This window comes from Bradyrhizobium sp. LTSPM299, from assembly GCF_000938235.1.
Lineage (GTDB): Bacteria > Pseudomonadota > Alphaproteobacteria > Rhizobiales > Xanthobacteraceae > Bradyrhizobium.
The window spans coordinates 53,923-75,561 of the sequence record NZ_JYMU01000048.1 but is presented as its reverse complement, the minus strand read 5'-3'; the positions used below and the strand labels follow the sequence as shown (position 1 = coordinate 75,561).

The 21,639-nt window shown below is 64.8% G+C and carries 20 protein-coding genes; 5 read left to right on the top strand and 15 right to left on the bottom strand.

All coding sequences use genetic code 11. The features are described from left to right. Nucleotide 1: 1 nt before the first annotated feature. The 6 genes from glyS to UP10_RS23000 all read right to left on the bottom strand — a co-directional run bounded on the left by glyS (nt 2) and on the right by UP10_RS23000 (nt 5,958). Nucleotides 2-2,233: a glycine--tRNA ligase subunit beta gene (glyS, locus tag UP10_RS23025; protein ID WP_044589540.1), complete on the bottom strand. Its 2,232-nt coding sequence runs from the start codon at nt 2,231-2,233 to the stop codon at nt 2-4. Further along, entirely contained in the window at nt 2,233-3,168 is a 936-nt protein-coding gene (locus UP10_RS23020) for a glycine--tRNA ligase subunit alpha (protein ID WP_044589539.1), read from the bottom strand. Before UP10_RS23020 ends, glyS begins: the two co-directional genes overlap by 1 nt. Before the next feature lie 277 nt (nt 3,169-3,445). Further along, nucleotides 3,446-3,637 carry a hypothetical protein gene (locus tag UP10_RS23015; protein WP_044589570.1) on the bottom strand — a complete coding sequence of 64 codons (192 nt, stop codon included), beginning with the start codon at nt 3,635-3,637 and terminating at the stop codon, nt 3,446-3,448. 115 nt (nt 3,638-3,752) lie between these two features. Next, the gene (locus tag UP10_RS23010; protein WP_044589538.1) at nt 3,753-4,664 is read right to left on the bottom strand and encodes a S49 family peptidase; all 912 of its coding nucleotides are present in this window, start codon (nt 4,662-4,664) and stop codon (nt 3,753-3,755) included. A 246-nt stretch (nt 4,665-4,910) separates the two neighbouring features. Continuing rightward, the gene (locus tag UP10_RS23005) at nt 4,911-5,738 is read right to left on the bottom strand and encodes a tRNA1(Val) (adenine(37)-N6)-methyltransferase (RefSeq protein ID WP_082077224.1); all 828 of its coding nucleotides are present in this window, start codon (nt 5,736-5,738) and stop codon (nt 4,911-4,913) included. Continuing rightward, nucleotides 5,731-5,958, bottom strand: a complete 228-nt coding sequence (locus UP10_RS23000) for a putative signal transducing protein (RefSeq protein ID WP_044589536.1) — start codon at nt 5,956-5,958, stop codon at nt 5,731-5,733. Before UP10_RS23000 ends, UP10_RS23005 begins: the two co-directional genes overlap by 8 nt. A 135-nt stretch (nt 5,959-6,093) precedes the next feature. On the opposite strand from UP10_RS23000, the gene UP10_RS22995 reads away from it, so the two are divergent. Continuing rightward, entirely contained in the window at nt 6,094-7,104 is a 1,011-nt protein-coding gene (locus UP10_RS22995; protein ID WP_044589569.1) for a polyprenyl synthetase family protein, read from the top strand. A 344-nt stretch (nt 7,105-7,448) separates the two neighbouring features. Here UP10_RS22995 and UP10_RS22990 read toward each other — a convergent pair whose 3' ends face one another. From UP10_RS22990 to UP10_RS22980, 3 genes are all read right to left on the bottom strand, one after another. Then, nucleotides 7,449-8,336 carry a 4-(cytidine 5'-diphospho)-2-C-methyl-D-erythritol kinase gene (locus UP10_RS22990; RefSeq protein WP_044589535.1) on the bottom strand — a complete coding sequence of 296 codons (888 nt, stop codon included), beginning with the start codon at nt 8,334-8,336 and terminating at the stop codon, nt 7,449-7,451. A 184-nt stretch (nt 8,337-8,520) separates the two neighbouring features. After that, a complete protein-coding gene (locus tag UP10_RS22985; protein ID WP_044589534.1) occupies nt 8,521-10,308 on the bottom strand; it encodes a tetratricopeptide repeat protein in 1,788 nt (595 codons plus the stop codon). 316 nt (nt 10,309-10,624) lie between these two features. Further along, nucleotides 10,625-12,286 (bottom strand): electron transfer flavoprotein-ubiquinone oxidoreductase, encoded by a 1,662-nt coding sequence (locus UP10_RS22980; protein ID WP_044589533.1) that lies wholly within the window; start codon nt 12,284-12,286, stop codon nt 10,625-10,627. 140 nt (nt 12,287-12,426) lie between these two features. Between UP10_RS22980 and UP10_RS22975 the strand changes: the two genes are divergently transcribed. Continuing rightward, a complete protein-coding gene (locus UP10_RS22975) occupies nt 12,427-13,269 on the top strand; it encodes a uracil-DNA glycosylase (RefSeq protein ID WP_044589568.1) in 843 nt (280 codons plus the stop codon). Between the two features lie 89 nt (nt 13,270-13,358). Here UP10_RS22975 and UP10_RS22970 read toward each other — a convergent pair whose 3' ends face one another. From UP10_RS22970 to UP10_RS22955, 4 genes are all read right to left on the bottom strand, one after another. Further along, on the bottom strand, nt 13,359-14,864 hold the full coding sequence (locus UP10_RS22970; protein WP_044589532.1) for a glycosyltransferase family 39 protein: 1,506 nt from the start codon (nt 14,862-14,864) through the stop codon (nt 13,359-13,361). A 258-nt stretch (nt 14,865-15,122) separates the two neighbouring features. Continuing rightward, the gene (gene rnhB, locus UP10_RS22965; protein WP_044589531.1) at nt 15,123-15,857 is read right to left on the bottom strand and encodes a ribonuclease HII; all 735 of its coding nucleotides are present in this window, start codon (nt 15,855-15,857) and stop codon (nt 15,123-15,125) included. Nucleotides 15,858-15,926: 69 nt separating this feature from the next. After that, the gene (locus UP10_RS22960; RefSeq protein WP_044589530.1) at nt 15,927-16,376 is read right to left on the bottom strand and encodes a VOC family protein; all 450 of its coding nucleotides are present in this window, start codon (nt 16,374-16,376) and stop codon (nt 15,927-15,929) included. 125 nt (nt 16,377-16,501) lie between these two features. Continuing rightward, nucleotides 16,502-17,680 carry a PA0069 family radical SAM protein gene (locus UP10_RS22955; protein ID WP_044589529.1) on the bottom strand — a complete coding sequence of 393 codons (1,179 nt, stop codon included), beginning with the start codon at nt 17,678-17,680 and terminating at the stop codon, nt 16,502-16,504. Nucleotides 17,681-17,841: 161 nt separating this feature from the next. On the opposite strand from UP10_RS22955, the gene UP10_RS22950 reads away from it, so the two are divergent. From UP10_RS22950 to UP10_RS46720, 3 genes are read left to right on the top strand one after another with little or no spacing between them, the layout of a single operon-like run. Beyond that, the gene (locus UP10_RS22950; RefSeq protein WP_044589528.1) at nt 17,842-18,411 is read left to right on the top strand and encodes a glycosyltransferase; all 570 of its coding nucleotides are present in this window, start codon (nt 17,842-17,844) and stop codon (nt 18,409-18,411) included. 57 nt (nt 18,412-18,468) lie between these two features. After that, on the top strand, nt 18,469-19,392 hold the full coding sequence (locus UP10_RS22945; protein ID WP_044589527.1) for a bifunctional helix-turn-helix transcriptional regulator/GNAT family N-acetyltransferase: 924 nt from the start codon (nt 18,469-18,471) through the stop codon (nt 19,390-19,392). Further along, the gene (locus UP10_RS46720) at nt 19,389-19,643 is read left to right on the top strand and encodes an RSP_7527 family protein (RefSeq protein WP_502692244.1); all 255 of its coding nucleotides are present in this window, start codon (nt 19,389-19,391) and stop codon (nt 19,641-19,643) included. Before UP10_RS22945 ends, UP10_RS46720 begins: the two co-directional genes overlap by 4 nt. An 18-nt stretch (nt 19,644-19,661) precedes the next feature. Here the strand turns inward: UP10_RS46720 and moaB are convergent, their stop codons facing one another. Together moaB and ypfJ are read right to left on the bottom strand one after the other, a co-directional pair. After that, nucleotides 19,662-20,222 carry a molybdenum cofactor biosynthesis protein B gene (gene moaB, locus UP10_RS22940; protein ID WP_044589526.1) on the bottom strand — a complete coding sequence of 187 codons (561 nt, stop codon included), beginning with the start codon at nt 20,220-20,222 and terminating at the stop codon, nt 19,662-19,664. Nucleotides 20,223-20,347: 125 nt separating this feature from the next. Further along, nucleotides 20,348-21,280 (bottom strand): KPN_02809 family neutral zinc metallopeptidase, encoded by a 933-nt coding sequence (ypfJ, locus tag UP10_RS22935; RefSeq protein WP_044589525.1) that lies wholly within the window; start codon nt 21,278-21,280, stop codon nt 20,348-20,350. Nucleotides 21,281-21,639: the final 359 nt, after the last annotated feature.

Here is a 21,639-nt window from a genome sequence, read left to right as displayed (position 1 = left end):
GTCAGCCTTCGATTTTAGAGAAATCCGCAACCGCGCGCGTCGCGGCCCGGATCTCGTTGAGCAATTTCAGGCGGTTTTCGCGCACTTGCGGATCATCGTCATTGACCTTGACCTTGTCGAAGAACGCATCGACCGCGGGACGAAGCGTCGCCAAATGGCCCATCGCGTTCTCGAAATCTTCGGCTTTGATGCCGTAAGATGCGCCTATTCTTGCGAGCTTGATCGCCTTCGCCAACGCATGCTCCTCGTCGAGCTTGTATAGCGCGGCGTCAGGAGCGCCATCAAAGGTCCGCTTGTCCTTCTTCTCCTCGATCGAAAGGATGTTGCTCGCGCGCTTTGTTCCGGCAAGCAGGTTCTTGCCGTCGTCTGTGTCGAGGAATTTGCCGAGCGCATCGACGCGGCGGACGACAAGTAGAAGATCGTCCTGGCCGCCGAGCGAGAACACAGCATCGACGAGATCGTGACGCGCGCCCTGGTCGCGGAGCTGGACTTTCAGGCGATCGGCGAAGAAAGCGAGCAGTTGCTCAGCGATGTCATTTCCCTCGGCACGGATCGCGTCAGGAGCCCAACCGTGTTCCCATAACGACTCGATGTTTTCGTTAGCTCGCTGCTCATGAGTCAGGTGCTTTTCCACTAGGTAATTTACATAATCTCTGCCTGCCCAAGCTCCATTTTCCAAGGCCGAACCGTGAGGGAAGAAGGCCATCGAAAGAGTGCGCGATAAATTTACTCGTAAACCATTTTCTAGGATTAGCCGGATCACGCCGAGCGCCGCTCGTCTTAGCGCATACGGGTCCCTCGATCCCGTCGGCTTCTCGTCGATCGCCCAGAACCCAACCAGAGTATCGATCTTGTCTGCGAGCGCCACCGCCACGCTTACCGGATCAGTCGGCACGCGATCCGTCGGTCCCTGCGGCTTCCAGTGCTCTTCACTAGCAGCAGCGACGGATGCATCCTCGCCCTGCGCAAGCGCGTAATACTTGCCCATCAAGCCTTGCAGTTCGGGGAATTCGCCAACGACTTCGGTCAGCAGATCCGCTTTCGCAAGGCGCGCGGCGCGCTTCGTCTTTTCAACGTCAGCGCCGACCAGCGGCGCGATCGCCTCCGCTAAGCTTTCGATCCGCTCAATCCGTTCCGCCTGCGTGCCCAGTTTCTCATGAAACACGATCTGCTCGAACTTCGGCAGCCGGGCCTCGAGCTTCGTCTTCAGGTCGGTCTCATAGAAGAACTTCGCATCGCTCAACCGCGGGCGGATCACGCGTTCGTTGCCGGCGACGATGGTTTTGCCGCCGTCGCTGGCCTCGAGATTGGCCGTCAGCACGAACTTGTTGGTCAGTTTCCCGGTCTTGGGATCCTTGACCACAAAGCACTTCTGGTTGTTGCGGATGGTGGCGCGGATCACCTCGTCGGGGATCGCGAGATACTCCTTCTCGAACGAGCCCATCATGACGACGGGCCATTCGACGAGGCCGGAGACCTCGTCGAGCAGCACCTGGTCCTCAACCAGTTCAAGGCCTTGCGCGAACGCCAGCTCCTTGGCGTCGGCGAGGATGATGTCCTTGCGCGCCTGCGGATCGAGGATGACTTTTGCGGCCTTCAGCTTGGCCTCGTAGTCCTCGAAGCGCCGCACCGAGATTGCAGCCGGGGCCATGAACCGGTGGCCGTAGGTGGTCTGCCCGGCTTCGATGCCGTCGACGGAGAATTTCACGATATCGGGGTCTTCGGTTTCGAGCCCGAAGGTCGCGGTGATCGCGTGCAGCGGGCGCACCCAGGACAGCGAGCCTGATTTCGCCGAACGCGCGCCCCAGCGCATCGATTTCGGCCACGGGAAGGTGCGGATGATCACCGGCAGCATCTCCGCGATCACGTCGATCGCGGGGCGGCCGGGCTTCTCGATCAGCGCGATGTAGAAGTCGCCCTTCTTCGGATCGGTCTGGATTTTTGCTTCGCTGATCGAGGACAGGCCGGTGGCCTTCAAAAATCCCTGGATCGCGGGCTCGGCGCCGCCGACGCGCGGACCGCGGCGCTCTTCCTTCAGATCGGGCTGGCGCGCGGGAATGCCGTGCACGGTCAGCGTGAGGCGACGTGGGGTCGCGAACGCTTTCGCGCCTTCATAGACCAGGCCCTCGGCGACGAGCTTGTCGGTCACCATGCGGCGCAGATCGTCCGCCGCCTTCGCCTGCATGCGGGCGGGGATTTCTTCGGAAAACAGTTCGAGGAGGAGTTCGGGCATCAGACCGCCCTGCCCGCTTCGGTGTGGACCCACGCATCGCCACAGGCTTTTGCGAGATCGCGCACGCGCCCGATGTAGCTTTGACGTTCGGTCACCGAGATCACGCCGCGCGCATCCAGGAGGTTGAAGACGTGGCTCGCCTTGATGCACTGGTCATAGGCCGGCAAGGCCATCAGATGTTCTTTCTGGTTGCTGCTCTCGCGCCAGCCGGCGGCGAGATATTTGCGGCAGGCCTCCTCGGCCATCCTGAATTGCTCGAACAGCATCGTGGTGTCGGCATACTCGAAATTGTGCCGCGAATATTCCTGCTCGGCCTGCAGGAACACGTCGCCATAGGTGACCTTCGCGTCGCCCTCGCGGCCATTGAAATTGAGGTCGTAGACGCGGTCGACGCCCTGCACATACATCGCGAGACGCTCGAGCCCGTAGGTGAGTTCGCCCGCGACCGGCGCGCATTCGACGCCGGCGACCTGCTGAAAATAGGTGAACTGCGAGACTTCCATGCCGTCGCACCAGCATTCCCACCCCAAACCCCAGGCGCCGAGTGTCGGGCTCTCCCAGTCGTCCTCGACGAAGCGGATGTCGTGGACGCTGGCATCGATGCCGATCGCGGCCAGCGACTTCAAATAGAGGTCCTGAAGGTTCGGCGGCGACGGCTTCATGATCACCTGGAACTGGTAGTAGTGCTGCATCCGGTTGGGATTTTCGCCGTAGCGGCCGTCCTTCGGCCGCCGCGACGGCTGCACATAGGCCGCGTTCCAGGGCTTGGGGCCGAGCGCGCGCAGGGTGGTCGCGGGATGGAAGGTGCCGGCGCCCATTTCCATGTCGTAGGGCTGCAGGATGACGCAACCCTGCTCCGCCCAGAACCGCTGGAGGGCCAGGATGAAGCCCTGGAACGAGCGTTCCGGGCGCATGTGGTCAGGCAGGGCGTCCATCGTCTCTACACGTCTCGCAGGGGGGTGTGAAGCGCGCGGGACCGTATCGGCGGCGGCCAATGGAATCAAGGCGATGGGGATGGGTTCGGCCTGCCTTAACCTCGCCCCGCTTGCGGGGAGAGGTCGAAATCCGCGCGTTGCGCGGATTTCGGGTGAGGGGGACTCTCCGCGAACTCGCGTCTGTCGAGTCTGCGGAGGCAGCCCCTCACCCCAGCCCTCTCAGAGCGAGCTTCGCTCGTCTCGCCCCCGTAAGAGCGGGGCGAGGGGGAACAGGGCCCTAGCCCGGCCGATAGGCTCCGGTCACGGGGTCGCGGCGCAGGGTTTTGACTTCACCTGTGCGGGCGGTTTCGGCCACCCGGGAGAGGCGCGCCTCCTCGAGTTCCTGGTTGATCCGGACGGCAGTTCTGTACGCCCAGCGGACCACGGCCAGGCCACCCAGGGCGCCCGCAAATGCAATCAGCGGCGGCATCAGTCGATCCTTGTCGTTCACGTCGGTCAGGCCCCCAATAACAGCCATTCTTGCCCAACCGGCCCTGCGCCGCAATCTCGCTTTTGGGGCTAAATGGCGCGCTCACAACCACGTGTCAGAACCCGAATTTGGCCCAAATCGCCCGGGTTTCCAGCGCCGAGATCATGTCGTCGGGCAAGCCGCCGATCCCGTCCAGCAGCGCCATCGACCCGGCCCCCGGCGACCGCCGGCCAAGCAGCCCTGACAGCATGCCGCTGGCGGGCGCGATCACCGGTGTCGACACCTTCTCGCCATAGCGGGCGCGCAGCGTCGATCTGATGTCGCCGATCCCGTCGGCCAGCCCGAGACCGACCGAGGTCTCGCCAGCCCAATATTCGCCGGTGAACAGCAAATCGTCGGCGCCCTTCAGTCGCCCGCCGCGGCTCTGCTTCACCAGCGCGATGAAGATCGCGTGGATCTCGCGCTGGATCGCCTTCAGTCGTTCGACATCATCAGGGTTTTCCGGGAGGAACGGATCGAGCGTCGCTTTGTGGGCGCCTGCCGTATAGAGCCGCCGCTCGACACCAATTTTCTTGATCGCCTCCTGGAAGCCGAAGCCGCCGCCGACCACGCCGATCGAGCCCAGGATCGAGGACGGGTCGCAATAAATCTCGTCGCCCGCGCAGGCGATCATGTAGCCGCCGGAGGCCGCGACGTCCTCGACGAACACCAGCACCGGCAGCTTCTGCTCGGCAGCCAGTTGACGGATGCGCAGATAGATCTGCCGCGACTGCACCGGCGAGCCGCCCGGCGAGTTGATCACCAGTGCGACCGCCTTGGCATTCCTGGTGCCAAAGGCGCGCTCCAGCAACTTGGCGACACCTGACAGCGACATGCCCGGCCGCAGCGGCGTCACCGCGCCGATCACGCCTGACAGACGCACCACCGGCACAACAGCCACGCCGCGACGCAGCCGGGCCGGAAGGAAACCCTGGATCCGCTCGAGCAGTCCCGGACGTCGCGCGCGATCACTTATTTGTTCACTCATTCAGTTACCTCGAATTAACCACTTTTTATCACGCCAGTGTCATTGCAATGGGTGGAACGCGTTTTGCTGTTTCGTCGTTGGGGATGAAACGCGCTGCGGAGAGAACGACATGAAAATCTATCTGCTGATTTTGCTGATCAGTACACTCCTTGCGGCGGTCCACTTCACGTCAACGCCGGAGCGGCAGTCGGAAACGGCTCCGCAGTAACTCCATCCCGATGACGACACGGGCAGCGAAGCCGCCCGTTACGGCCGTGACAGCGGCAAGTCTCCGTTCCCAGCTAATATCTCCTGCACCCATTTATTAGGCACCCCTGACTCATCATTGAGCAGCAGTGCGGCATGCAGCTGCGTCGGCGCTCGTCCGCCTTTGGTGGCGCGAACCAGGATCCGGATCGCCGCTGCCGTCACATCGGCGTGAACCGGCAGGATCTCGACGCTGCCGAAACCGCGGTCGAGCGCAGCCAGCACCTCGGCTATACCGTCGGCCCGCCAGATCATCGCAAGCCGCCCGTTCGATTTGAGCATCCGCCGCGCCACATGAACCCAACTCGCGAGCGTCGTCGCGGTTGCAACATGGGCGCGCTCGCGCACAACGTCCGGCGATGCACGATGCCTGGCCGGATCGTTGAACGGCGGGTTCATCAGCACGACATCGGCGCTGTCAGGCACGAGGCCGGCAGCGGCGAACGCTGACGCTGTGGCCTCGACGTCGAGCACGATCACGTCGGCGGAAAGCGCATTGGCGGCGGCATTGCCGCGCGCGAGCGCCGCCAATGTCGGGTCGATCTCGACCAGCGCGAGATCGATCCCGGCCACGCGGCGGGCCACCGCGAGCCCGGCCGCGCCGACGCCGGAACCGAGGTCAACGACGCGATCGCCCGATCGTGCCGGCGTCGCTGCCGCCAGCAGGATCGCGTCATGACCGGCGCGATGGCCCGTCCGCGGCTGCCGCAACGTCAATTGCCCGCCGAGGAATCCGTCCTCGGTGACATCAGGGGCAGGAGACTCCTTTTTTGACGCGTTTTCTTCACGCGAACCGGGGTCCACTTCGCTTGAGAACGCTCTAATCATCGGCCCGCAATTCGTGGCCGAGCCCGGCATCGGTCAGGAGCTGGCGCGCCTCGTCATTGTCATCCTCATGGACCAGGATCCGCCGCGGCAGCACGCCGAGCGAGCCCTCGATGATGCTCATGTTCTGGTCAAGCACCAGGTGATGGATGTTGGCGCCATCAAGCAGCGCGCCGACGGCGGAGACCAGCACGATGTCGTTGGTTCGAACCAATTCCCGCAAATTGAGCTCTCCTCTGGCCCCGGCTGTGCGGCCCCTGCGACACATGTCAACAACTTCGTGGCCTTGCCGCTTCACTGCGCAGTTTCTATTGTTATAGCTGAGGATAGTGCGAATTCGGCAAAATTGGAGACCAGCGTGGCGGTTATTGTACCCTTCGAAAGCCCGTCCAATGCTTCGATCGAGGGGCTGGTGGGACTTGTCGCCGCCGACATGGAGCGCGTCAACGCGGCCATCCTGTCGCGCACCGGCTCGGAGGTCACCATGATCCCCGAGGTCGCCAACCATTTGATCTCCTCCGGAGGCAAGCGGCTGCGCCCGATGCTCACCCTGGCGATGGCCCAATTGTCTGACTATTCCGGCGACGGCCATATCAAGCTCGCCGCCGCGGTTGAATTCATGCACACCGCGACGCTCTTGCATGACGACGTGGTCGACGAGAGCGAGCTGCGCCGCGGCAAATTGTCGGCGCGGATGCTGTGGGGCAATGAGGCCAGCGTGCTGGTCGGCGACTTCCTGCTCGGCCAGGCGTTCCGGATGATGGTTGAGGTCGGCTCGCTGCGCGCGCTCGATATCCTCTCGGCTGCCGCCGCCACCATCGCCGAGGGCGAGGTGATGCAGTTGGCCGCGGCCAAGAACACCGCGACCACCGAAGACGAATATCTCGCCGTGATCAGAGGCAAGACCGCCGAGCTGTTCGCCGCGGCTTGCGAGGTCGGTCCTGTCATCGCCAACCGGCCCAAGGCGGAGCAGACCGCCTGCCGCTCGGTCGGCATGAATCTCGGCATCGCCTTCCAGCTGGTCGACGACGTGCTCGACTATGGCGGCAAGTCCGCCAAGCTCGGCAAGAATGTCGGCGACGATTTCCGCGAGGGCAAGATCACGCTGCCGGTGGTGCTGGCATTCCGCCGCGGCAACGACACCGAGCGCAAGTTCTGGGTCCGCGCGCTGGAGCGCGGCGAGATCGGCGCCAGCGATCTCGACCACGCCATCGGGCTGATGACCAAGCACCGCGCCCTCGAAGACACCATCAGCCGCGCCCATCACTACGGCGCCATGGCGGTCGACGCGCTGGCACTGTTCCCGCCCTCGCCGATGAAGACGGCGCTGCAAGAGGTGGTGGCGTTCTGTCTGGCACGGTCGCATTAAGCCGCAGAGGCAAGTTCGGTGTCATCACCCGCGCATGCGGGTGATCCAGTATTCCAGAGACAGCAGTGCTTGAGCCGAGAGGCCGCGGCGTACTGGGTCGCCCGCTTTCGCGGGCGATGACACCGTGGATGGGGTCGCACATTCGCATTCTCGCGACGTGAATCGCCCGAGCTTTGCTCTTCGTTCCGCCCTCCATCTGGGCGCTGCGCGATTTCGGAATAATGGAATAATACCGCTGAGTTGCCCGACATGTCAAGTTGTCGTGTCGAGCGCCGGCAGCCGCCGGCTACTTTGCATGGGGTTGTTTTCGATATTTTGGCAGTGCGCTCCTGCGGAGGCAGAGCTCAGCTCAGCGTACCCGCATGCACCCACCAGCCGGGGTGCGCGTTGCGCAGCTTTTCGCCGGCGGCCTGGGCGGCGGTGTCATCGGCGAACACCGCAAAACATGTCGCGCCGGAGCCCGACATGCGTACAAGCCGCACGCCCTTGGCGTCGCGCAGCGCTGCCAGCACCTCGCTGATCACGGGCTCGATGCGCGCGGCGGGGCTCTCGAGATCGTTGCTGCCGCGCGTCAGCGCTTCGATCCAGTCGTCGATCGCGCAGCTCGCATCGGGCCAGGACGGCGCCTGCATCATGATGTCGGTGGCGCCGACCAGGAGCTCGCCGTGGCGCAGGCCGAGCGCGTTGAAGACGTCCTTGGTTGCGACCGGCACGCGCGGATTGACCAGCACGCAGGGCAGTTTCGGCAGGTCGAGCGACAGCAGGCTCTCGCCGACGCCGGACATGTCGCAGGCATGCGAGGCGACACACACCGGCACATCGGCGCCGGTCTGCAACGCGACCTCCATGATGCGCTTGTCGTCGAGCGCGAGCTCGTTGAGCCGCGCCAGCAGCCGCAGCGCCGCTGCGGCATCCGCCGAGCCGCCGCCGATGCCGGCTGCAACCGGCAGCACCTTCTCCAGCGTGAAGTGGCCGACCTTGAGGTCCGCGACGCGCTCGCCGAGCAGCCGCGCGGCCTTGAGCACCAGATTGTCGGACGTGTCGCCGCAGGCCTCCGCCAGCGGACCCTCCATCGTCAGCGCAAGCCGGGAGCCCGGCTCCAGCGTGAGCCGATCGGCGCAGTCGGCGAACGCGACAACGCTTTCCAGATCATGAAATCCATCGACGCGCCGCCCGATCACCTTCAGCGTCAGGTTGACCTTGGCACGTCCCTCTTCAACAAGCGCCGGCACGGCGAAATACCCCTAAAAAACGAGATCGCGATGCGATTAGCGTAAATCGCACCACGATCCTATCTCTTTGTTTGGCAGATATTCCGTGATTGCTACGTCGTTCCGGGGCGCCCGTAGGGCGAACCCGGAATCTCGAGATTCCGGGTCTGGTCCTTCGGACCATCCCGGAATGACGGAGCAAGCCCTAGCCGCCCTTGCCGTCGTCGTCCTTCTTCTTGTCGGCGGAGGCGGCGGACGAGGAGGCATCATCGGGCAGGCCGTTGTCGATCTTGGCCTGGATCTTCGGCAGCTCTTCCGGCTCGGGCTTGAGGTCGCGGGCATGCGCCCACTGGAACTTGGCTTCCAGCGTGCGGCCGATGCGCCAATAGGCGTCGCCAAGATGGTCGTTGATGGTCGGATCTTCCGGCTTCAGGTCGATCGCGCGCTCGAGGTTCTTCACCGCCTCGTCGTAATTGCCGATGCGATAGTAAGCCCAACCAAGGGAATCCACGATGTAGCCGTCGTCAGGGCGCTGATCGACGGCACGCTTGATCATCTTCATGCCTTCGTCGAGGTTGATGCCCTGGTCGATCCAGGAATAGCCGAGATAGTTCAGCACATGCGGCTGCTCGGGCTGCATGTCGAGCGCCTTGCGCATGTCGGCCTCGGCCTTTTTCCACTGCTTGGAACGCTCCTCGCAGATGCCGCGGTAGTAGTAGGTGACCCAGGCGTTCTTGTCGCCGCCCTCCGGCAGCGCGTCGATCGCCTGCGAATAGGTGCCGACACAATCGGCGAACTTCTTGCGGCCGCGTTCGACATTGCCGAGCGCCATGATGGCCTCGACGTCCTTTGGCGAGTCTGCGGTGACGTCCTTCAGGATCTTGATCGCCTCGTCGCTGCGGTCGGCGGCGTCGAGATTGGTCGCGAGCTGGATCTGCGCATTGCGCTTCAGCGGCGAGGACGCCGGCATCCGCTCATAGACCTTGATCGCCATCGCCGGCTTCTTCACCGATTCATAGAGATCGGCAAGCGAGAGCAGCGCCAGCGGATGGTTGGGCTGCAGATAGAGCGCAAGCTGCAAATAGACCAGCGCAAGGTCCTCGCCGCCGCGCCGGGTCAGCGTCGCGCCGATGCCGTAGAGTGCTTCGGCCGCGCCGGCCTGCGGGCTCTCGACCAGCGGCGGCAGTTTCTTGCCGGCCTTGGCCTCCTTGATGCCTTCCAGCACCAGCGGATGGCGCGGCAGCTTCTTGTCGAAGGCCTCATAGAGCGCGGTGGCGGCCGCCGCGTCCTTGTTACGCGACGACCAGCGGGCATATTCGTCGACCGTGCGCAGCATCGAATCGTCGAGCTTGTAGGCGCGCTCGAAGCGGGTGCCGGCGTCCTTGTCCTTGCCGGCGAGCTCGAGGATCATGCCGGCGTGCAGATCCTTGAAGATCGGGTACCAGTCCGGCCCGGTCAGCTTGTCGATGCCGGCGACCGCGCCCTTGCTGTCGCCCGCGCCATAGCTCGCCCAGGCCGACAGCAGCGTCGCCACCAGATCGGTGATCGGGCCGCGGACCGACTGGTTGATGTTGGACTGCGCACTTGCGTATTTCTTGGTCTTAAGATCGCGCACGCCGACGACGAGGCGCGCGACGCGGTTGGCCTTGTCCAGGGTCAGGATGCGGTCGGCGAGCTTGACGGCCTCGTCGATGTCGCCATCGGCGAGCGAGGAGATGAAGGCGCGGTCGAGCAACTCGGAATTCTTCGGATCGGTGCGCAGCGCCGAGCGGTAAAACGCCGCAGCCGAGGTCGCGTCGCGCTCAACGCTGGCGTGGCGGGCGGCGAGATAACTGCCCGCTGTGGTCAGCGACTTCAGGTCATTCCGGTTCGGGAATTGCGCTGAATTGTCGGTGGGATGATCGGGTGTTTGCGCCGACAGCTGCGCCGGCACGACAAGCGCGGCGGCGGCAAGAAGGGCAATCGTCAGGCGGTTGAAACGGGTGGACAGCATCACAGTCGCCTTGCTCCAGGGATTTACGGCCAAGATTCTTCTGACAAGAAGATCCTTCTGACGAGATCTTGCGATCAGTCTCAAATGCGAACCCAAGCGGCGGCATCACAGCCAGCGACAATGCCGCTTTTGGCGCTCAACCGCAAGGATACGCGTGACGAATCGATTGGCAGATTAAGCCTTTAGGCCCGCCGATCCAGCCAGCGCTACCGGAAAACGCTGGTACTGTGGCGGTATCGTGGCCGGTGTCAGCACAATAGCGTTTGGAAACGTGACGGTGGCCACACAACGGGGCAACCGTGGTCGGTCCACCCTGTTACATCGCCTCGTAGTTCGGGCCGCCGCCGCCTTCCGGGGGAACCCAGGTGATGTTGCCGTTGGGGTCCTTCACGTCGCAGGTTTTGCAGTGGACGCAATTCTGGGCGTTGATCTGGAAGCGCGGGGCCGCGCCCTCCTCGACCCATTCATAGACGCCGGCCGGGCAATAGCGGTTGGAGGGACCGGCGAACACTTCATGCTCCGACGTCTTCTGCAGGTTCATGTCGGCGACCTTGAGATGGACCGGCTGGTCCTCCTCGTGATTGGTGTTGGACATGAACACCGACGACAGCTTGTCGAACGAGATCTTGCCGTCCGGCTTCGGATAGATGATCGGCTGGTGCAGCTTGGCCGGATCGAGCGTTTTGCGGTCGGGCTTGGCATGCGACAGCGTTCCGAACACCGAGATGCCAAACAGCGTGTTGGTCCACATATCGAAGCCAGAGAATGCCATTCCGAGCATGGTGCCGAACTTCGACAGCATCGGTTTGGCATTGCGAACCAGGTACAAATCCTTGCCGATTGCGGACGAGCGCCAGGCGTTCTCGTAATCGACCAATTCGTCGTTGGCACGGCCGGCGCCGAGGGCTGCTGCGACGTGTTCGGCGGCCAGCATGCCCGACCCCATCGCGTTGTGCACGCCCTTGATGCGGGGAACGTTGACGAAGCCGGCCGCACAACCGACCAGCGCGCCGCCCGGAAATGAGAGCCGCGGCACCGACTGATAGCCGCCTTCGGTAATGGCGCGCGCGCCATAGGCCAGACGCTTGCCGCCCTCGAACACGCCGCGGATCGAAGGGTGGGTCTTGAAGCGCTGGAATTCATCGAACGGCGACAGATACGGATCATCGTAATTGAGATGCACGACGAAGCCGACCGCCACCTTGTTGTCGTCGTAGTGATAGAGGAACGAGCCGCCGCCCGTCTTGTTGTTCAGCGGCCAGCCCAGATTATGCTGGACCAGGCCTTTCTGGTGCTTTGAAGGATCGATCTCCCAGACCTCCTTCAAGCCGATGCCGAACTTCGGCGGCTGGCTGTTGGCGTCGAGCTGGTACTTGGCGATCAATTGCTTGGAGAGCGAGCCGCGCGCACCTTCGGCGAACAGCGTGTACTTGCCGACGAGCTCCATGCCGCGGGTGTAGGAATCCTTATGGGTGCCGTCCTTGGCGATGCCCATGTCGCCGGTCGCGATGCCCCGCACCGCGCCCTTGTCGTCATAGAGCACTTCGGCCGCAGCGAAGCCCGGATAGATCTCGACGCCGAGCGCTTCCGCCTTCGGTGCCAGCCAGCGGCAGACATTGCCGAGCGAGCCGATATAGCAGTGATGATTGTCCATCAGCGGCGGCATGATGAAGTTCGGCAGCTTGATCGCGCCTGCCGCCGTCGTCCAGTAGAAGCGGTCGTCCTTGACCTGCGTCTTCAGCGGGCAATCAGCATCCTCGCGCCAATCCGGGATCAATTTGTCGAGCGACACCGGATCGATCACCGCGCCGGAGAGGATGTGCGCGCCGACTTCAGACCCCTTTTCCACCACCACGATCGAGAGCTCGGGATTGAGCTGCTTGAGCCGGATCGCGGCCGACAGGCCCGACGGGCCGGCGCCGACGATGACGACGTCGAATTCCATGGACTCGCGCGGAGGGAGGTCTTCACTCATGATCTGGTCTCAGCCCGTTGAGAACACTTCTAAGTTTTCTAGGGGTCGTTGTTTCCGATTTTTGTCTGAAGAACAACCATGGAATTGCGCTTCTGGACGTTTCGCGCGCGCCCAATCCGTCCTAAATAGCTTGCATCATGGCCCTGACGCCCGAACCCGCACCTACGTTGCAGCAATTGCTGGCCTTTTACCTCGAGGCCGGGGTCGATTGCGCGCTCGGCGACACGCCGATCAACCGGCTGGAAGAGCCGGACGCAGTTCCACCCGCCGCGGCGCCGCGCCCGATGGTGGCGCCGCCGAATCCGCTGCGCCCGATGCCGACGCCGATGGCGTCTGTTCCGCGGAGCGAAATCACCGTCGCGCCCGAGGCCGCGATTGCCTCCGCGCGCGAGGCCGCGCGCACCGCGCCGACGCTCGAGGCGTTGCGCGCGCTGATGGAGGGCTTCGACGGCTGCGCGCTGAAGCACACCGCGACCAGACTGGTGTTCGCCGACGGCAATCCGCAAGCGCGCGTGATGTTCGTCGGCGAAGCGCCGGGCCGCGACGAGGACATCGAGGGCCTGCCGTTTGTCGGGCGCTCCGGAAAACTGCTCGACCGCATGATCGCGGCGATCGGGCTCGACCGCAGCACAGCCTATATCGCCAACGTGATTCCGTGGCGGCCACCCGGCAACCGCACGCCGACGCCGCAGGAGACGCAAATCTGCCTGCCGTTTATTCAGCGCCAGATCGAGCTGGTGAACCCCGACGTGCTGGTGACGCTGGGCAATCCCTCGACGCAGACGCTGCTGTCGACCCGCGAAGGCATCATGCGCAGCCGGGGCAAATGGTCTGACTACGACACCGGAACGCGCAGCATCCGCGCGATCGCGACGTTCCATCCGGCCTATCTGCTGCGCTCGCCGTCCTACAAGAAGATGACCTGGCTGGATCTGCGCGCGGTCGCGAAGGCGCTGGAACAGGTGACTGGGTCGGCATCTTCGTAGGATGAGTGGAGCGTAGCGATACCCATCGATTGCATCCGCGCGGTGAGATGATGGGTATCACTGCGCTCCACCCATCCTACAAGTTCTTGTCACCCCTTCGGCCGCACGATCCCCCAGCCGATCCGCAACACCGGTTGCCTTCCGTTGACCAGCCGGTCGAAGGCGCGCGGGACTTCCGGCACCAGGCCGGGAAAACGTTGCGCGATGTCTGATGGCGGCGTGCCTGCGGTGTCCTGCGCGCGCCAGAGCACGACGCCGCCGGTCTCGTTGAACTTTGCGATCGACAGCCATGGCGTCCGCTGCGGCGTCGCGTCGAGCAGAAGATGCGGACGCCGCGCCTGCATCGCGATCAGGCCGGCAAGCTCGGGATCACCGGCCACGGCGCGCAGCCGCTGGTTAGTGCGGCGCTCATAGCTGTCGTCGAAGAAGCGTCCGATCGCAGCCGCCGGCAGCGAGGTCGACGCCTCCGTGGTGCTGGTCCACGGCAGGAACAGCGCCGCGGCCAAGGCAACAACAGCCGGCGCGGCGACGGCGAAGGCCCAGACCGTGCGCAGCAGCCGCTGCCGCCGCAGAGGAATCAGGTCGCCGGCCGCGACGACGACGGCAAGCCCCGACATCAACAACACCACACCGGCACCGCCGAACACGCGGTCGAGATTGAACAGGCCGGCGACGAAGCTTCCCGCAATGGCCGGCGCGAACGCAAAAACATAGACGAACTGCCGCGCCAGCGGCCCGACCGGCGGACGATAGATGATCGGCGCATCCTCGGCCTCGCGGGCGAACCCGCGCGAATTGAGGATCGCCAGCAGCACGACGGCCGCCGTCGCCACGATCAGCCCGCCGAGCACGACGCCCCAGCGCACCGCGCGGGCACCGAGGGCCGCGATCGCGGGCAGCGGCGGCAGCGCCAGCACATCGGCGCGGATCAGCCAGATCAGATAGGGCAGCGCGAGCACGAGGATGACGAGCAGCGCGTAGAGCGGATCGACCGACATCAGCATCCGCCGCCCGCGCGGCGTTGCGACCGCGAAACCCGCGACCAGGAGGATCAGGCCGATCGCCGCCGGCGTCGTCAGCAGCAGCAGGCCGCAATCGATCGACCAGGCGAACCAGGCGCTGCGCCGATTCTGCCCGATCAACTGCCAGGAATGCAGCAGCAGCAGCGCCCAGAGCGGCCGCGCCAGGATCAGCGGGCCGAACTCGACGCTCGGCGAGGAGAACACGACCACCGTCATCGACAGCAGCACCGCGAGCACAGCCTGCGGGCCGCCGACAATGGCGCGCGCCAACCGGTAGAAGGCGATGAAGGTCGCGACCGCGCAGATTTGCGCCAGCAGATAGACGCCGAACACATGGTTGCCGGCGGCGCGGAAGGCGATGTCGGCAAGCCAGAACGACAGCGGCGGCCCCATGTCGGTGCCGACCTGATATTCGCGGCCGAACGCCAGCACACCGGCGAGGTCGCCGGGCGGACTGCCGTAGAAGATCAGCGGCAGCAACAGCCAGATCGCCGCCTGCGCCAGCACCACGATCCAGACCACCAGCAGTGGCCGGGCGCGGATCAGTTCGACAACCAGGGAGGTAAACCGCATGAAACGCCTGAAAAGCCCCAGCCACCGTGTCAGCGGCGCAATCCGATCCGAGGGATTTGATAGTCGCGGGCCGCGACGGACGCAACCGGGGTAGAGTGTGCCCGCGCTGCAAAGTCAAATTCCACTGTCATGCCCCGCTTCAAGCGGGGCACCCGGTACGCCGCGGCGGCTCGGCAGGAGCACAACTGTCTCTGGAATACTGGGTCGCCCGGACGAGCCGGGCGATGACAGCGGAGGTTGGGGCGGCAGAGCCGCGCGCTACGCCGCCTCGGATGCTGCGGCTTCGCTGTCCACGCCCCCCGTGAACAGGTCGGGCTCGACCGTCGCTGGGAAATGCTTCAGCCGCGCCGCGACGACGGGGGCAAAGAAGGTGCGGTGATGGGCGCTGGGGCCGAGCCGGTCCAGCGCCGCGAGGTGCTCGGGGACGCCGTAGCCCTTGTGCTGCTCGAAACCGTAGCCGGGACAGTCCAGCGCCAGCGCGCACATCAGGCGGTCGCGCGTCACCTTGGCGATGATCGAGGCGGCCGCGATCGACAGCACCAGGCCGTCGCCGCCGATCACGGCCTCGCAGTCGCAGGGCGTGGCGAGCTTGTCGCGGCCGTCGACGAACACGTGCTTCGGCGTCTCCGGCAGCGCATGGACAGCGCGCGCCAGCGCCCACAGCGAAGCGCGTAAAATATTGTCGCGGTCGATCCGTGCGCGCGAGGCCACCACGACCGAGAAGGCTGCGGTTGCGCAGATCTCCTCGAACAATTCCTCGCGGCGTTCGGCGGTCAACCGCTTCGAATCGTCGATGCCTTTTGGAATGCGGTTGGGATCCAGCACCACGGCGGCGGCGACCACGGGGCCGGCCAGCGGGCCGCGCCCGGCCTCGTCGCAGCCAGCGATCGGCCAGACGCCGCGCTTGATCAGCGCGCGCTCGCGCCGAAAACTCGGCCGCGTCACGACGACCACGCGCTTCTCAGGCTTCTTCTTGGATTTGTCCCGAATCATGCGGGGATGGTGATCAAGCATGACGCGCGGCGCAACCGGGAACCTGCCGCCCCTCCCCGCTATTCAAAGCTAGTCGGGCAGCGACACCCGCCTGTCGTCACCGACCTCAAAGCCCGGTGCGCGTACAACTTCCCAGGCGTGGCCGTCCGGATCGGCGAAATAACCGCAGTAGCCGCCGTAGCTCGTGGGCTGTGCCGGGTTCAACAGCTTGGCCCCCTTCGAGAGCGCGAACGCCATCACGATATCGACCTCGGCATCGTCGCGGCAGTTCCACGCGATCGCGACGCCGCGGAACGCCGCCGGACGTGGCTGATCGGGAAGTGCGGCGTCGGCCGCAAGCAGATGCCATGGGAACAGTCCGAGCACGGTGCCGCCGGTGTCGAAGAAGGCAACCTCCTCGCCGGTCGCGCGCATCTTCCTGGTGAAGCCGAGCGATTCATAGAAGGCGATGCTGGCGCGCATGTCGGCGACGCCGAGCGTGAGGACGGTGAAGCGTGGGGTTGGGGTGGCGTTACTCATCGTGACACTCACTCATGCGACTTCTTCGTAGCCCGGATGGAGCGAAGCGCAATCCGGGAAAGCACCTCCACAGAGAGACCTTCCCGGATTTCGCTTCGCTTCATCCGGGCTACCGATCTTAGCACCTAAAACAAACTCAGCTGCTGCCCGTTGCGCTTCGGCTTGGCAAAATGGTCGGTGGTCAGCTTGGTCCGCCGCTTGTTCAGCCCGAGCTTTTCGCAGGCGATCTCGAAGCGGCGGCCGATCATCCAGGCCATCGGGCCGGTGCCTTTCATCCGGGTGCCCCATTGAGAGTCGTAGTCGCGGCCGCCGCGCATGTCGCGGATCAGCGTGAAGACGTGGCGATAGCGGTCGGGATAGTTCGCCATCAGCCATTCGCGAAACAAATCGCGCACCTCGAGCGGCAGGCGGAGCAGCACATAGCTCGCCTCTTTTGCGCCGGCATGGGCGGCGGCATCGAGGATGCGCTCGATCTCGGAGTCGTTCAGCGCCGGGATCACGGGCGCAACCATCACGGTCGCCGGGATGCCGGCGTCGGCGAGGCGCTTGATCGCCTCGAGGCGCTTCGGCGGGCTCGACGCGCGCGGCTCCATGGTGCGCGCCAGCTTCGGGTCGAGCGTCGTCACCGACAGCGCGACCTTGACCAGGTTGCGCTTGGCCATCCGCGCCAGGATATCGATGTCGCGCGTCACCAGCGCCGACTTGGTCACGATGCCGACCGGATGGCCGGCGCGCTCCAGCACCTCGAGAATGCCGCGCATGATTTTCCGCTCACGCTCGATCGGCTGATAGGGATCGGTGTTGGTGCCGATCGCGATCATCCGCGCCTCGTAATCGAGCGCCGCCAACTCCTTCTCGAGCAGCTCCGGCGCGTCGGGCTTGGCAAGCAATTTGGTTTCGAAATCGAGACCCGGCGACAGGCCGAGATAGGCGTGGGTCGGCCGCGCGAAACAATAGACGCAGCCATGCTCGCAGCCGCGATAGGGATTGATCGAACGGTCGAAGCCGATGTCGGGCGACTCGTTGCGGGTGATCACCTTGCGCGAGGTATCGATCGTAACCGTGGTCTTGAACGGCGGCAGCTCTTCGAGACTCTGCCAGCCGTCGTCGAAGGCGACCCTCGCCTCGGCCTCGTAGCGGCCGCTGGCGTTGGACTGCGCGCCGCGGCCGCGTCGCCGTTCGCCTTCGATCGCGACTGCAAGTTCGGGAAACGGGGTGGGAAAAGGAGAAGCTGCACCCGCCGGGTTATCGGAGGGCGCCGTTACCGGCGGGTGCTTGAGGGCATGAGAGGATGCTCGGCTCATGTTCTGAAGCTAACACAGTGCGAGAACAAAGCAAGAACAAGCGCAGAAGAAATCCACAAAACAGTGCTGTAAAAATCTGCAGGCGAAAAGGCTGCTTTGAAAATGACAAGGTGATAACACAGCGCGATTTTGCAACCGTTTGAGCCAACGAAGCCTCAATCATGCTGAGCGTGATCATTCCGACCGACGGCGTCGAGCGCACCGCGGTCGCGACCTTGGCGGCGCTGGTGCCGGGCGCGGCTGCGGGAATCATCCGCGAGGTGCTGCTGGTCGATCGCACCAATACCGACGTGATGGAGCGCGTGGCCGATGTGGCCGGCTGCCGCTTCCTGCGTTTCGAGGGCACCCGCGCCGCAGCGCTCGCCGCTGGCGCCAGGCAGGCCCGCTCGCCCTGGTTGATGTTCCTGCATCCGGGCGCGGTGCTCGACCCGGGCTGGATCGAGGAGACCACGCAATTCATCCAGATCGTGGCGGCGAGCGGCAAGGATCGCGCCGGCATCTTCCGCTACACCCGCTCGCCCTACACCGATTCCAGCCTGCGCGACGGCCTCAAATTCGTCGCCCGGATGATCGCGGGGCCCTCCGCCGAGCAGGGCCTCCTGATCGCGCGCGACCATTACGAGCGGCTCGGCGGCTACCGGCCGGAGAGCAGCCGCTCCGAGGCGCGTCTGCTCCGCCGGCTCGGCCGCTCCTCCCGCACCATGCTGCGCAGCCGGATCATGGTTGCATAAACGATACTTGCTAAAGTCAAATAATTATTTGACAATGGCAAATATCAGAGATGCACCATGACCGATCCCGAGGACCAGGTCGCCGCGGTCCGCGGCTTCAACCGTTTCTACACCCGCAAGCTCGGCGTGCTCGACCAGCATCTGCTGCAGAGCCCGTTTTCGCTGAGCGAGGCGCGGGTGCTGTACGAACTCGCCCATCGCGAGGATGCAGCCGCCCGCGATATCGGGATCGAGCTCGGCCTCGACGCCGGCTATCTCAGCCGCATCGTCCAGAAATTCGACGACGACGGGCTGATCGCCCGCAAGCCGCTGCCGACCGACCGGCGGCAGGTCCGGCTCAACCTCACCGCCAAGGGGCGGCAGACTTTTGCCAAGCTCAACCGCAGTTCGCATGACGAGGTCGCCGCGATGCTCGACAGCCTCGACGGCGAAAGCCGCACGGCCGTGGTGCGCGCGATGGGCACGATCGAGCGGATGCTGGAGCCGCCGGCCTCAAAGCCGGCCGGCTTCCTGCTGCGCAGCCACCGCGTCGGCGACATCGGCTGGGTGATCTCGCGGCAGGGACGCGCCTATGCCGAGGAATATGGCTGGGACATCAGCTACGAGGCGCTCGTGGCGGAGATCTGCGCGCAGTTCATCCGGTCGTTCGATCCGGCGCGCGAGCATTGCTGGATCGCCGAGGTCGACGGCGAGCCGGTCGGATCGATCTTCCTGGTCAACGGCGGCGAAGGCGTCGCCAAACTGCGCCTGTTGCTGGTGGAGGAGAAGGCGCGCGGGCTCGGCGTCGGACGCGCGCTGGTCGAGCAATGCATCCGCACCGCGCGCGACAATGGCTACACGCGGATGACGCTGTGGACCCAGAGCATCCTGCTCGCCGCGCGCGGCATCTACGCCCGCGCCGGCTTCCGCCAGGTCAAGGAAGAGAAGCATCACAGCTTTGGCGTCGACCTGGTCGGCGAAACCTGGGAGATGGAGCTGTGAAGCCGCAGCGCCGCGAAGCCGCGCGGCGCGTGACGGCGGAGCTCATCACTTTCTATACGCGGCGCGCTCACGCGCTGCGCGCCGAGGCGTACCGTAACGCCGTTCGGACGGTGTGGCGCGGTCTGGTCAGGATCATTGGTGGCCGCTCGTCATTCCGGGGCGCGCGAAGCGCGAGCCCGGAATCCATTTCACCACCGATTTTGCGGTCCGATGGATTCCGGGCTCGCGCCAAGAGGCGCGCCCCGGAATGACGAGGGGAGAGAGAACGGCTACGCGCTCGCGCCCTGCGCCTTTGGGCGGCGCAGATGCTCGTCGAGCCGCGGCATGATCTCGACGAAATTGCAGGGCCGCGTGCGGTAATCGAGCTGCGCGGCGAGAATGCCGTCCCAGCCGTCGCGGCAGGCGCCCGGCGAGCCCGGCAGGCAGAAGATGAAGGTCGCGCCCGCGACACCGGCGGTGGCGCGGCTCTGGATCGTCGAGGCGCCGATCTTGGCGTGGCTCAGCATGTGGAAGGCGATCGAAAAGCCGTCCATCCGCTTTTCGAACAGCGGCTCGATCGCCTCCGGCGTCACGTCGCGGCCGGTAAAGCCGGTGCCGCCCGTGGTGATGACGACGTCGACCCCCGCATCCGCGATCCAGCGCCTGACCACTGTGCGGATCGCCTCGACATCGTCGGTGACGATCTCGCGCGCCGCGAGGGTGTGTCCGGCCGCCGTGAGACGGTCGGCCAGCGTGGTGCCCGACTTGTCATCCGCCAGCGTGCGGCTATCGGAAATCGTCAGCACCGCAATGTTGAGCGGGATGAAGGCCTTGGATTCGTCGACGGACATGACCGCATCTCTCGTCATGCCCGGGCTTGTCCCGGGCATCCACGTCTTCGCACTCTATCAGAAGTAAAGACGTNGGATGGCCGGGACAAGCCCGGCCATGACGATCAAACTTCCGACGCGTATCCCTATCCCCCCGCAAACGTATTACACGCCTGCACCGTACCCTGCTGGTAGCCGGTCATGAACCATTGCTTGCGCTGCGCTGCGGAGCCGTGGGTGAAGGAGTCGGGCACCACCCTGCCGGTCGCCTGCCGTTGCAGCGTGTCGTCGCCGATCGCATTCGCCGTGGTGAGCGCGGCATCGATGTCGCCGGCCTCGAGGAAACCGGGCCGCTTCTTCTCCTCGCGGTTGGTCCAGACGCCGGAGAGGCAATCGGCCTGCAGCTCGACCTTGACCTGCAGCGCATTGGATTCCGCCTTGCTGCCGGCCTGCTGCTGCAGCCGCGTCACGCGCGGGATGATGCCGAGCAGGTTCTGGACGTGATGGCCGGCCTCATGCGCGATGATATAGGCCGCGGTGAACTTGCAGGCATTGCCCGAGCAGCCGCGGAAGCGGGTCTCGACCTCGCGGAAGAAGCCGGTGTCGAGGAAGATGGTCTTGTCCGGCGGGCAGTAGAATGGCCCCATCGCCGACTGCGCCATGCCGCAGCGGCCGCCATTGGTGGCGTTGCGGAACAGCACGATCTTCGGACCGGTGTAGCTCTGGCCCGAGGCCTGGAAGATCTCGCTCCAGCGATCGTCGATTTCGCCGAGGATGCCCGCGATCATGCTGCCCATCTCGTCGGTCGGCGCGCCGCGCTTGACCTGTCCGCCCGACGCCTGGCGGTCGGTCTGGACGGTCGGCGCCTGCTGGCCGCCGGTGAGGATTTCCGCGCCGCCGATCAGGACGCGCGGGTCGATGCCGAAGGCGTAGCCGAGCAAGCCGAGCACGATGATGGTGCCGATACCGAGCCCGCCACCGCCGCCCATCGGAATGCCGAGGCCGCCGCCACCGCCGCCTCCGCTGTCGTCGCGACGGTCTTCGACGTCGTCGCTGCGGCGGAAGTCATCATAACGCATGGCGGTTTCCCTTCATTCCCGTCGGCGAGCTCAATTCCCGTCGGTGACCTGACGCGACAGGCACGTAAAATTTCCATTCCGTTAATCAATAACCCGCCCGGCAAAAATTGCCTAGTGCGCGAATCCGCGGGGTCCGCACCTGATATCTGCGTCCCCCAAATCGAATCGCGGCCGATGATCGTCGGATGTCTTCCGAACAACGCGTTGATGCTGCAGCACGATGCGAATGCGGACGCACCAATTGCCATTCGAAAAGATGCTGCAATCTTTTGCGCAAAGATTTCCAATTAAGTCGATTTTTACTTTGCCCGGTCAAGGTGTGGTCAGTCGGTTGTTTAGTCCCGCGTCGCCGACAGCGT

Coding starts and splice junctions, on each gene's coding strand:
- rnhB (WP_044589531.1), bottom strand. CDS start 15,857: ATGATTCGGGACAAATCCAAGAAGAAGCCTGAGAAGCGCGTGGTCGTC.
- UP10_RS23005 (WP_082077224.1), bottom strand. CDS start 5,738: ATGATTAGAGCGTTCTCAAGCGAAGTGGACCCCGGTTCGCGTGAAGAA.
- UP10_RS23015 (WP_044589570.1), bottom strand. CDS start 3,637: ATGCCGCCGCTGATTGCATTTGCGGGCGCCCTGGGTGGCCTGGCCGTG.
- UP10_RS22945 (WP_044589527.1), top strand. CDS start 18,469: ATGACCGATCCCGAGGACCAGGTCGCCGCGGTCCGCGGCTTCAACCGT.
- glyS (WP_044589540.1), bottom strand. CDS start 2,233: ATGCCCGAACTCCTCCTCGAACTGTTTTCCGAAGAAATCCCCGCCCGC.
- UP10_RS22985 (WP_044589534.1), bottom strand. CDS start 10,308: ATGCTGTCCACCCGTTTCAACCGCCTGACGATTGCCCTTCTTGCCGCC.
- UP10_RS22950 (WP_044589528.1), top strand. CDS start 17,842: ATGCTGAGCGTGATCATTCCGACCGACGGCGTCGAGCGCACCGCGGTC.
- ypfJ (WP_044589525.1), bottom strand. CDS start 21,280: ATGCGTTATGATGACTTCCGCCGCAGCGACGACGTCGAAGACCGTCGC.
- UP10_RS22970 (WP_044589532.1), bottom strand. CDS start 14,864: ATGCGGTTTACCTCCCTGGTTGTCGAACTGATCCGCGCCCGGCCACTG.
- UP10_RS23010 (WP_044589538.1), bottom strand. CDS start 4,664: ATGAGTGAACAAATAAGTGATCGCGCGCGACGTCCGGGACTGCTCGAG.
- UP10_RS22960 (WP_044589530.1), bottom strand. CDS start 16,376: ATGAGTAACGCCACCCCAACCCCACGCTTCACCGTCCTCACGCTCGGC.
- UP10_RS23020 (WP_044589539.1), bottom strand. CDS start 3,168: ATGGACGCCCTGCCTGACCACATGCGCCCGGAACGCTCGTTCCAGGGC.
- moaB (WP_044589526.1), bottom strand. CDS start 20,222: ATGTCCGTCGACGAATCCAAGGCCTTCATCCCGCTCAACATTGCGGTG.
- UP10_RS22955 (WP_044589529.1), bottom strand. CDS start 17,680: ATGAGCCGAGCATCCTCTCATGCCCTCAAGCACCCGCCGGTAACGGCG.